The following is a 10,446-nucleotide window of genomic DNA, read 5'->3' as shown; positions in this document are numbered from 1 at the left end:
GAACAGCACTACCTCCCCCCCCCCCTCCCCCCCCCACCCCCCACCCCACCCCCCCCCCCCCCCCCCCGCCCGGCCCGGCCCCCTGGTGGGGGGACCGGGCCGGGTGCCGGGTCGGGCGGTGCCGGGCCGTGCCGGTCGGGCAGTGACGACCGGCCGTGCCGGGTCAGGCCGTGCCGGGTCAGGCCGTGCCGGGTCAGGCCGTGGTGCCGGTGCGGCGGGAGCGCCGCACCGCGACGGCCCCGACCGCGCCGAGCGCCAGTGCGCCCGCGGCGGACGCGGCCCCGGTGGCGAGGGTCACGCCGGTACCGGACTCCGGCGCGGGGGCAGCGGGCTCCGCATACCCGCCGGCCTTGCCGGCCTCGGCGTACGCGGAGCCGGGGAGCTTGTCCCCGTACGCCGCGGCCACGCGGGCCCGGTACGCGCTCAGGGTGGTGCCCCGGGCGCCGACCGCGCGGACGGCGTCCTGGTCCAGGGGCAGCACCCTGGCGCCCTTGGTGACGTACCAGGCGTCGATCTGCGGCTCGCGGAAGACCGTGCCGCCGGGGAGCCGGCGGGCGCCCCGGGCGGCGTAGCGGAACTCGTCGTCCCCGGTCGCGATGTTCACGACCTGCCAGCCGGCGGGGGTCTTCGCCGTCCAGAGCGCGGCGAGCTGCCCGTCGGCGGAGACCGCCTTGCTGACGAGGAACTCGACGCGGGCGACGGGGGCGCCGGCCTTGCCCGCGACGAACTCCGGGGAGAGGTAGTGGACGGGGACGGCCCCGCCTTCGATCCGGGGCTTGGCCGCGGCCGTGGAGACCTTGCCCTCGCGGGCGAAGAACCGCGAGAGGGTGCCGAGGGTCGCGGGCGCGGCGGCGGCCCGGTGGGCCGCGGCGCGGCTCGCGGCATCGGCGGCCGGGGGGTGGGGGGTGGCGGCCGCGGCCTGGGGGGCGAGGGCGAGGAGGGCGGCGGCCGCGGCGCCGACTGCGGCAAGGGTCTTCGGGATCGTCCGGCTCATCGCGGTCACGCCCCGATCCGGTAGAGCGAGTGGGTCCAGGAGAACGAGCTGTTGTTCACGTACCAGGCGTGCGAGGCCCAGTTGTACCGGTCGCTGGAGGGCCACGGGTCACCCCAGTAGACCCAGCTGTCGGCGGTGTCGTAGCCGTAGATCACGTGCATGTGGCCGCCGCCGTTGGACCACTGGATCCGGGTCTCGATCGGGCGGTCGTAGTTGATCTCGGTCTGGACGGTGGAATAGCGCAGCCAGCCGTTGACGTAGGAGCCGGAGCTGATGCCGGCCCAGTTCAGGCCGGTCTGGACGTTGCCCAGCGTGGCCTGGTTGTTCGGGCAGTCGTAGCCCTGCTGGCGGTTGAACGCGGCGTTGCAGAACTGGTTCTGGGAGTAGTTGCGGCCGAACCACGTGGCGATGGTGTTGCCGCCCGCGGCCCAGCACCAGTTGGTCTTCTGCTGCGCCTGCATGGTGATGCCGAGTCGCTTGTAGGCCAGTGCGGCCGAGGCCGGCCGGGGCGCCTGCTGCCGGTCCTGCGGGGATCCACCGGCCGCGGCGGTTGCGGTGGCGGTGGGCAGGGCGAGCAGCAGGGCGGTGACGGCGGCGGCCAGGGACAGCCGCCGTTTGTTTCGGTTGCGCATCGCGTTCCTTCCAGGCGGGGGGTGGGGATCTGGAGGAGCGCGTCCGGACGCTGTGGAGGAGCATCAGGGTGTTGTCGCGATCAGGTCAACACGCTTCAATACACGGTGACATTGCAGTGTGAACGGCGAGACTGCGGTGTGAACGGCCACCGTCCTGCCACCTGGCCCCCGGGCGCCACCGGCGCGGTTCCCCGTCCTCTCCGCCGGACCGCACGTGAACGTTCACAGAGGAGTCGGCATGCGGCGGACCACTGGCCCCGGTGCGGCCACCGCGGGCGCCTGGGACAGGGCGGCCGACCCGGACGAGCTGGCGCAGCTGCTGCGCGGCGGCCCCTTCCACCTCGCCCTGCGGGCCGCCCTCGCCGTCCGCGGCCTGCCGCTGCACCGCGTCCAGCACCGGCTGGCGGCCCGCGGCATCAAGGTCGGCGTGACCAGCCTCAGTTACTGGCAGCAGGGTGCACGGCGCCCGCAGCGGGCGGAGTCCCTCAAGGCCGTACGCGCCCTGGAACAGATACTGGAGCTGCCCGACGGGGCTCTCGTCCGGCTGCTGGAACCCGCAGCCACGGCGGCCGACACGGCCCGGCCGGCCGCCCGTTCCTACCGCTCGCTGGTCGCCGCCGGGGCCGCCGTGGAGCAGCTGCTGGCCGGGCTGGAGGTCCCCGCCGACGGCGGTCTGCACACCGTCATACACCACGAGCGCGTACGCATCGGCCCCGGCCGCGAGCTCCAGGGCCGCGAGTCCCAGCAGGTGGTCCGGGCCCACCGCGACGGGATCGACCGCTACCTCGCCATCCACCACGGCGATCCGGGCTGCGACCCCTCACGGGTCGAGGCGCTCGCGCACGAGAACTGCCGTACCGGACGGGTCCGCTGGGACCGCCGGACCGGGGTGGTCGTGGCCGAGCTGCTGTTCGACGCCCGGCTGCGCTGCGGCGACACGTACGTCTTCGGGTACGGCTTCGAGGACGGCACGGGCGGCCACAGCGGCGAGTACGTCCGCGGCTTCAGCTACGCGGGCGGTCAGTACGTGCTCCAGGTCCGCTTCGACGAGGCGGCCCTGCCGGTACGGTGCCGCCGCTTCGCCCGGTCCGCGCCGGACGCCCCGCGCACGGACCTGGCGGACCTCACCCCCAACGGCCGCCACCGCGCCGTCCACCTCGTCGAACAGGGCGTACGGCGCGGCCTGCTCGGCATCGCCTGGGACTGGGACTGAGAGGCCGGGGACCGAGATGCCGGGGGCCGGGGCCCGGGTGGCTGACCGCCGGCGGGCGGGGACTACCCCGCGATGAGCCGGCCTCCTTCGGCCTTGACCGGCACCTCGGGCAGCGGGTCGGTGGCCGGACCCCGGAGCACCTTGCCCGTCGTGACGTCGAAGCGGCTGCCGTGGCAGGGACAGTTCCCCTCGCCGTCCTCGATCTTGTCCAGCACGCAGCCGGCGTGGGTGCACTGGGCGCTGAAGGCCTTGTACTGGCCCTCGGCCGGGCAGCTCACGAGCAGCTTGCGCTCGCGGAACAGCTTGGAACCGCCGACCGGGACGGCGGAGGCCGCACCGAGCTCGACCGGGGCGGTCGGGGTCGCGGGCGTGCCGCCCCCGCTGTTCGTCTCGGTGGAGCAGGCCGCCAGCGTCATGCCGGCCCCGGCCAGCGCGGCTCCCTTCAGCACGGTACGGCGGGCGGCTGACTGCTCGGACATGAGTTCTCCACACAGGGGGACGGACGGGCGGGTCCTCCCGACGATACCGGGGCGGGCCGCATGGGATACCGTCCCCCGGTGATCGTCGTCGGCGGAGAAGCCCTGATCGACCTGGTACCGGCACCCGCGGGAGCACTGCTGCCCCGCCCCGGCGGCGGTCCGTACAACACCGCGCTCGCGCTGGGACGGCTCGGGGCCCCGGCCGCCTTCTGCTCGCGCGTCTCCACGGACGGCTTCGGGGACACCCTGCTCGCCGGACTGCGGGACGCCGGAGTGGACCTGTCGCTCGTCCAGCGCGGCCCGGAGCCGACCAGCCTGGCGGTGGCCTCGGTCGGCGAGGACGGTTCCGCAGCCTACGGCTTCTACACCTCGGGTACGGCCGACCGGCTCTTCGCCCTGCCCCCGGCCCTGCCCGCCGCGGCCCGGGCACTGGCGCTCGGTACCTGCTCCCTGGTCCTGGAGCCGGGCGCGAGCGCCTACGAGGCGCTGCTGCGCCGGGAGTCGGGGCGCGGCCTGCTCACCCTGCTCGACCCGAACATCCGGCCGGGCCTGATCCCGGACCCGGCGGCCTACCGGGCCCGCTTCCTGTCCTGGCTGCCGTACGTCTCCGTGCTGAAGCTCTCCGAGGAAGACGCCCGGTGGCTGGGCGGCGGGGTGGACCGCTGGCTGACCGCGGGCCCGTCGGCCGTGGTGCTCACCCGCGGCGGGGCGGGCATGTCGGTGACGACCCGTTCCGGGGAGGAGTACGCCGTGCCGGCCTGCCGGGTCGAGGTCGCGGACACCATCGGCGCGGGCGACACCGTCAACGCGGCGCTGCTGCACCGGCTTTCGGGGCCCGGACCGTGGGACTGGCCCGCGACCCTGGCCTTCGCGGCCCGCGCTGCCGCCGTGACCTGCACCCGTCCCGGTGCGGACCCGCCCTACGCGTCCGAGCTGTAGGGAGGGACCGCATCGGGACGGACCCGGGCGGCCGGCTCGCCGACCGGGTGTCAGGCCTTGCGGGCCCGGGTGGCCTTCTTGGCGGGTGCGGCCTTCGCCGGAGCGGCCTTCTTCGCGGCGGCGCCGGACTTCGTGGCGGCCGAGGCGGACTTCGCCGCGGCCGTCTTGCGCGCAGCCGTCTTCTTCGCCGCCGTCTTCCCGGCCGCGGACGGGGCCGGGGACACGTCGGCGTCACTGACCCGGTCCGCGCCCAGGACGTCCCGCAGGAACTTGCCCGTGTGGCTCGCGCCCACGGAGGCGACCTGCTCCGGGGTGCCCTCGGCCACCACCAGACCGCCGCCGCTGCCACCCTCCGGGCCCATGTCGATGACCCAGTCCGCCGTCTTGATCACGTCGAGGTTGTGCTCGATGACGATGACGGAGTTGCCCTTGTCGACCAGGCCGGACAGCACCTTGATCAGCTTCGAGATGTCCTCGAAGTGCAGACCCGTCGTCGGCTCGTCGAGCACGTACACCGTCCGGCCCGTCGAGCGCTTCTGGAGCTCCGAGGCCAGCTTGACGCGCTGCGCCTCGCCGCCCGACAGGGTCGGCGCCGACTGGCCGAGCCGGACGTATCCGAGTCCGACCTCGTGCAGCGTGCGCAGGTGGCGCGCGATCGTGGGCACCGCCTCGAAGAAGCCCAGCGCTTCCTCGATCGGCATGTCCAGCACCTCGGCGATGGACTTGCCCTTGTAGTGGACCTCCAGCGTCTCGCGGTTGTAGCGCGCGCCGTGGCAGACCTCGCACGGCACGTACACGTCCGGCAGGAAGTTCATCTCGATCTTGATGGTGCCGTCGCCGGAGCAGTTCTCACAGCGGCCGCCCTTCACGTTGAAGGAGAAGCGGCCGGGCAGGTAGCCGCGGACCTTCGCCTCCATCGTCTCGGCGAACAGCTTGCGGACGTGGTCGAAGACGCCGGTGTACGTGGCGGGGTTGGACCGCGGGGTCCGGCCGATCGGGGACTGGTCGACGTGCACGACCTTGTCCACCAGGTCGTCGCCGTCCACCCGGGTGTGCCGGCCGGGCACCGAGCGGGCGCCGTTCAGCTCGCGCGCCAGGTGCGTGTACAGGATGTCGTTGACCAGGGTGGACTTGCCGGAGCCCGAGACGCCCGTGACCGCCGTGAGCACGCCCAGCGGGAAGGACACGTCGATGTCGCGCAGGTTGTTCTCCCGCGCGCCGTGGACGGTCAGCCGGCGCTCGCCGTTCACCGGCCGGCGGGCGTCGGGGATCCCGATGGACCTCTTCCCCGACAGGTACTGCCCGGTCATCGACTCGGTGTTCTTCAGCAGCTCCTTCAGCGAGCCGCTGTGCACGACCTTGCCGCCGTGCTCGCCGGCGCCGGGGCCGATGTCCACGACCCAGTCGGCGACCTTGATGGTGTCCTCGTCGTGCTCCACGACGATCAGGGTGTTGCCCATGTCCCGCAGCCGCACCAGCGTCTCGATCAGCCGGTGGTTGTCCCGCTGGTGCAGGCCGATCGAGGGCTCGTCGAGGACGTACAGCACGCCGACCAGACCGGAGCCGATCTGGGTGGCCAGCCGGATGCGCTGGGCCTCGCCGCCGGAGAGCGTGCCGGCCGCGCGGTTCAGGGAGAGGTAGTCGAGGCCGACGTCGACCAGGAAGCGCAGGCGTTCGTTGACCTCCTTGAGGACGCGCTCGGCGATCTTCTTGTCGCGGGCGTCGAGACGCAGCTCGCCGAGGAAGTCGGCGCACTCGCTGATCGACATGGCCGAGACCTCGGCGATGGACTTCTCCATCACCGTCACGGCGAGCACGATCGGCTTGAGGCGGGTGCCTTCGCAGGTCGGGCAGTGCACCTCGCGCATGTAGCCCTCGAAGCGCTCGCGGCTGGAGTCGCTCTCGGCCTCCGAGTGCCGCCGCTTGACGAAGGGCACCGCGCCCTCGAAGGCGGTGGTGTAGGCCCGCTCGCGGCCGTAGCGGTTGCGGTAGCGCACCTGGATCTGCGTCTTGTGCCCGTACAGCAGGGCCTTGCGGGCGCGCTGCGGGAGCCCGGCCCAGGGAATGTCCGTACGGAAGCCGAGCTCCTCGGCGAGTGCGCCGACCAGCCGCTGGAAGTAGTCCTTGGTGTGGCCGAGGGACCAGGGCGAGACCGCTCCCTCGTCGAGGGACTTCTCCTCGTCCGGGATGATCAGCTCAGGGTCGACCTCCATGCGCGTGCCGATGCCGGTGCAGTCGGGGCAGGCGCCGAAGGGGGAGTTGAAGGAGAACGACCGCGGCTCCAGCTCCTCGAACGACAGGTCGTCGTACGGGCAGTAGAGGTGCTCGGAGAACATCCGCTCGCGCTCGGGGTCGTCGGCCGCGAGGTCGACGAAGTCGAGGATGACCATGCCGCCGGAGAGCCCGAGCGCGGTCTCCACGGAGTCCGTCAGCCGGCGCTTGGCGCTGTCCTTGACCGTGAGGCGGTCGACGACCACCTCGATGGTGTGCTTCTCCTGCTTCTTGAGCGTCGGCGGCTCGGAGAGCTGGATGGTCTCCCCGTCCACCCGGGCCCGGCTGTAGCCCTTGGTCTGCAGGTCCGCGAAGAGGTCCACGAACTCGCCCTTGCGCTCGCGCACCAGCGGCGAGAGCACCTGGAAGCGGCTGCCCTCGGGCAGTGCGAGGACCTTGTCGACGATCGCCTGCGGCGACTGCCGCGAGATCGGGCGGCGGCACTCGGGGCAGTGGGGCTTGCCGATGCGGGCGAAGAGCAGGCGGAGGTAGTCGTAGACCTCGGTGATCGTGCCGACCGTCGAGCGCGGGTTGCGCGAGGTCGACTTCTGGTCGATCGAGACGGCCGGGGACAGCCCCTCGATGAAGTCGACGTCCGGCTTGTCCATCTGGCCGAGGAACTGGCGGGCGTACGAGGACAGCGATTCCACGTAGCGGCGCTGACCCTCGGCGAAGATCGTGTCGAACGCGAGGGACGACTTGCCCGACCCCGAGAGCCCGGTGAAGACGATGAGCGAGTCGCGGGGCAGGTCGAGCGAGACGTTCTTGAGATTGTGCTCGCGTGCGCCGCGGACGATGAGACGGTCGGTCACGTCCGCACCTTTCTTGAGAGAGCCGGGGGACGGGGTCCCCTGTCCCAGGGTATGGGGGCGGCCACGGAAGTGTGCCGCGGTTCGAATTCCGAGCTTATAGCACGCGCATTCGATTTACGGTGCTCGGCGGCTTCCTTCACCCGAAGGAGTGGCGGCGCTATCGTCGGCCCCATGAACGATCACGTGCGCGACCTGGCATCCCTACGCGAAGCGACCGACCGGCTGCTGGCCGGGGTCGCGGCCCTGGACAACGCAGCCCTGGCCGAGGCGTCCCGCCTGCCCGGCTGGACGCGCGGCCACATCCTGGCCCACCTCTCCCGGAACGCCGACGCCCTCGTCAACGTGTTCGAAGGCCGTCCCATGTACATCAGCGGCGACGCCCGCGAGGCGGACATCGAGCGGGACGCACCCCGCCCCCTCGACGTGCACCTCGCCGACCTGCGCGAGAGCACGGCCCGCTTCCTGGCCACGTCCGACGCGCCGCAGGACTGGTCCCGGACCGTCGAGCTGCGCAACGGCGTGACCGACGCCGCCGCGAACGTCCCCTTCCGGCGCCTCATCGAGGTCGAGCTGCACCACGTCGACCTCGACATCGGCTACGAGCTCGAGCACCTCCCGCGGGACTTCACGGCCCGCGAGATCGCCTTCCTCGCCGACCGCTGGACCGGCCGCCCCGAGGTCCCCGCGGTCACCCTCGTCCCGTCGGACGGCGCCGGCCTCTGGCACACGGGCTCCGACGACGGCAAGCCCGTCACCCTGACCGGCACCTCCGCCGAGCTGCTCGGCTGGCTCGCCGGCCGCGGCGACAAGGGCGCCCGCCTGACCGTCGACGGCGACGGCCTGCCCCAGCTCCCCCCGCTATAGGCTGCCGTCATGACATACAGCGGAGCGGTGAAGGTCGGCGGTCCTGCGGATGTGCACGAACTCGCAGACCTGATGATTTCCAAGGTCGCGGTGGGTCCCATGGACAACAACGCGTACCTGCTGCGGTGCCGGGCCACCGGCGAGCAGCTGCTGATCGACGCGGCCGCCGAGGCGCACACCCTGCTCGCGCTCATCGGTGACGACGGCATCGCGTCCGTCGTCACGACGCACCAGCACGGTGACCACTGGGGCGCGCTCGAGGAAGTCGTCGCGGCGACCGGAGCGCGGACGTACGCGGGACGGCTCGACGCCGAGGGCATTCCCGTCGCCACCGACGTGGCGGTGGACGACGGCGACACGGTCACGGTCGGGCGGGTGTCGCTGACCGCGCGCCACCTCGTCGGCCACACTCCGGGCTCCATCGCCCTCGTGTACGACGACCCGCACGGCCACCCCCACGTCTTCACCGGCGACTGCCTCTTCCCCGGCGGCGTGGGCAACACCCGGGGCGACAAGGAGGCCTTCGCGTCCCTCCTGGACGACGTGGAGACCAAGCTGTTCGCCCAGCTGCCGGACGAGAGCTGGGTCTACCCGGGCCACGGCAAGGACACCACGCTCGGTGCCGAGCGGCCGCACCTGGCGGAGTGGCGCGAGCGCGGCTGGTGACCCCCCGGGCGGCCGGCTCCGGACCGGCCCCCGACTCTTGCCGACGACCCGCGGCCCGGGCGTTCCCGATCTTCCGGGAGCGCCCGGGCCGCGGCCTTGGGGCGCCGGGGGACGGGTACGGGGTACGGCGTCAAGGCCGGGTCCGGCGCAGTCCTTACGGCTGAGGAAGGCGCAATGCGCTCCGCGACCACCGGCCGGCCGGGTAGGTGGAGCTGCATGCACGATCACACCCCCGCCCCCGCCCGGCCGGGCATGCCGCGGCTGGCCGCCGCCGCGCTCGCCGGCACCGCCATCGAGTTCTACGACTTCTTCGTCTACGGCACCGCGGCCGCCCTCGTCCTCGGCCCGCTGTTCTTCCCGACCTTCTCCCCGCTCGCGGGGACCCTGGCCGCCTTCGGCACCTTCGCCGTCGGCTTCGTGGCCCGCCCGCTCGGCTCGGCCGTCTTCGGCCACATCGGCGACCGGTACGGACGGCGCCCGGTGCTCTTCGCCTCGCTGCTGCTCACCGGCCTCGCGACGGTCGCCGTCGGCTGCGTCCCCACGTACGCCTCGATCGGGGTCGCGGCCCCGGTCGTGCTTCTGGTGCTGCGCTTCCTCCAGGGGCTCGGGCTCGGCGGGGAGTGGGGCGGGGCGGTCCTGCTCACCGCCGAGCACGCCCCGGCCGGGCGGCGCGGGCTGTGGACGAGCTTTCCGCAGATGGGCCCGCCGGTGGGCTTCCTGCTCGCCAACGGCGTGATGCTGGGGCTGTCGGCCGCGCTCACCGACGCGCAGTTCCGCTCCTGGGGCTGGCGGGTGCCGTTCTGGGCGGCCGGGCTGCTGGCGGCCGGCGGACTGCTGCTGCGGGCCACGCTGGAGGAAACGCCGGAGTTCCGCAGGCTCGCGGAGTCCGGGGAGCGGGCGGACGCCCCGCTCAAGGAGGTCTTCCGGGGGCACTGGCGGCTGGTCCTGCTGACCGGCGGCGCACTGGCGACGGGGTACGCCGTCTTCTACTCGGTGACCACCTGGTCGCTGGCGTACGCGACCGAGCACCTCGGCGTCGGCCGGACGACGATGCTGGCGTGCATCATGGCGGCCGTCGCCCTCAAGGGGGTGACGACGCCCGCCTTCGCGCTGCTCGGCGACCGCTACGGGCGGCGGCCGCTGTGCCTGGCCGGCTGCGCCGCGGTGGCGGTGTGGATGTTCCCGATGGTCGCGCTGCTGGACACGGGCCGGCCAGTGGCGATGACCGTGGGCTTCACCGGTGCGCTGCTGGGCATGGTGACGATGTTCGCGGTGGTGGCGGCGTACCTGCCGGAGCTGTACGAGCCCCGGGTCCGCTGCACGGGCGCCGCCGTCGGCTACAACCTGGGCGGGGTGCTCGGCGGGGCGCTGACCCCGGTCGTGGCGACGGCGCTGGCGGACGGGGACGGGCCGCCGTGGGGCGTGGCGACCTATCTGACGGGGATCGCGCTGGTCAGCCTGTGCTGCTTCGCGCTGCTGCCGGAAACGGTGCCGGGGGGGGGGGGGGGCCCCCCCCGGCCGGTGCACTCCTGCCCCTCCAACCCCCGGCCAGGGCGCCCAAGAAACGCTTTTCTCT

The 10,446-nt window shown here is 73.2% G+C and carries 9 protein-coding genes; 5 read left to right on the top strand and 4 right to left on the bottom strand.

Annotated elements, in window-relative coordinates:
- Positions 1-193: 193 nt before the first annotated feature.
- Positions 194-994 carry a hypothetical protein gene (locus ACZ7H1_RS18065; protein ID WP_470787944.1) on the bottom strand — a complete coding sequence of 267 codons (801 nt, stop codon included), beginning with the start codon at positions 992-994 and terminating at the stop codon, positions 194-196.
- Between the two features lie 5 nt (positions 995-999).
- Positions 1,000-1,626: a papain-like cysteine protease family protein gene (locus tag ACZ7H1_RS18060; RefSeq protein WP_470787748.1), complete on the bottom strand. Its 627-nt coding sequence runs from the start codon at positions 1,624-1,626 to the stop codon at positions 1,000-1,002.
- Positions 1,627-1,864: 238 nt separating this feature from the next.
- On the opposite strand from ACZ7H1_RS18060, the gene ACZ7H1_RS18055 reads away from it, so the two are divergent.
- The gene (locus ACZ7H1_RS18055) at positions 1,865-2,839 is read left to right on the top strand and encodes a hypothetical protein (RefSeq protein WP_470787747.1); all 975 of its coding nucleotides are present in this window, start codon (positions 1,865-1,867) and stop codon (positions 2,837-2,839) included.
- A 62-nt stretch (positions 2,840-2,901) separates the two neighbouring features.
- Here ACZ7H1_RS18055 and ACZ7H1_RS18050 read toward each other — a convergent pair whose 3' ends face one another.
- A complete protein-coding gene (locus tag ACZ7H1_RS18050) occupies positions 2,902-3,318 on the bottom strand; it encodes a Rieske (2Fe-2S) protein (RefSeq protein WP_470787745.1) in 417 nt (138 codons plus the stop codon).
- Positions 3,319-3,396: 78 nt separating this feature from the next.
- Here ACZ7H1_RS18050 and ACZ7H1_RS18045 point away from each other — a divergent pair, with 78 nt between their 5' ends.
- A complete protein-coding gene (locus ACZ7H1_RS18045) occupies positions 3,397-4,257 on the top strand; it encodes a carbohydrate kinase family protein (protein ID WP_470787943.1) in 861 nt (286 codons plus the stop codon).
- A 50-nt stretch (positions 4,258-4,307) separates the two neighbouring features.
- On the opposite strand, the gene uvrA is transcribed toward ACZ7H1_RS18045, so the two are convergent.
- Positions 4,308-7,340 carry an excinuclease ABC subunit UvrA gene (gene uvrA, locus ACZ7H1_RS18040; protein ID WP_470787743.1) on the bottom strand — a complete coding sequence of 1,011 codons (3,033 nt, stop codon included), beginning with the start codon at positions 7,338-7,340 and terminating at the stop codon, positions 4,308-4,310.
- Positions 7,341-7,511: 171 nt separating this feature from the next.
- Between uvrA and ACZ7H1_RS18035 the strand changes: the two genes are divergently transcribed.
- The 3 genes from ACZ7H1_RS18035 to ACZ7H1_RS18025 form a co-directional block, all read left to right on the top strand.
- Complete coding sequence (locus ACZ7H1_RS18035) at positions 7,512-8,204, top strand: maleylpyruvate isomerase family mycothiol-dependent enzyme (protein ID WP_470787741.1); 693 nt, start codon at positions 7,512-7,514, stop codon at positions 8,202-8,204.
- Between the two features lie 9 nt (positions 8,205-8,213).
- On the top strand, positions 8,214-8,870 hold the full coding sequence (locus ACZ7H1_RS18030; RefSeq protein ID WP_470787740.1) for an MBL fold metallo-hydrolase: 657 nt from the start codon (positions 8,214-8,216) through the stop codon (positions 8,868-8,870).
- A gap of 252 nt (positions 8,871-9,122) precedes the next feature.
- On the top strand, positions 9,123-10,446 hold a 1,324-nt coding region (locus ACZ7H1_RS18025), incomplete at its 3' end, for an MFS transporter (protein ID WP_470787941.1).

This window comes from Streptomyces sp. NPDC037401 (genome assembly GCF_055602345.1).
The sequence above is the reverse complement of the archived record's forward strand: the minus strand, read 5'-3'. Positions and strand labels throughout refer to the sequence as shown.

Bases quoted from the DNA above. Each gene is read 5' to 3' on its own strand.
- ACZ7H1_RS18030 (WP_470787740.1), top strand. From the start codon at position 8,214: ATGACATACAGCGGAGCGGTGAAGGTCGGCGGTCCTGCGGATGTGCAC.
- ACZ7H1_RS18035 (WP_470787741.1), top strand. From the start codon at position 7,512: ATGAACGATCACGTGCGCGACCTGGCATCCCTACGCGAAGCGACCGAC.
- ACZ7H1_RS18055 (WP_470787747.1), top strand. From the start codon at position 1,865: ATGCGGCGGACCACTGGCCCCGGTGCGGCCACCGCGGGCGCCTGGGAC.
- ACZ7H1_RS18065 (WP_470787944.1), bottom strand. From the start codon at position 994: ATGAGCCGGACGATCCCGAAGACCCTTGCCGCAGTCGGCGCCGCGGCC.
- ACZ7H1_RS18060 (WP_470787748.1), bottom strand. From the start codon at position 1,626: ATGCGCAACCGAAACAAACGGCGGCTGTCCCTGGCCGCCGCCGTCACC.
- ACZ7H1_RS18050 (WP_470787745.1), bottom strand. From the start codon at position 3,318: ATGTCCGAGCAGTCAGCCGCCCGCCGTACCGTGCTGAAGGGAGCCGCG.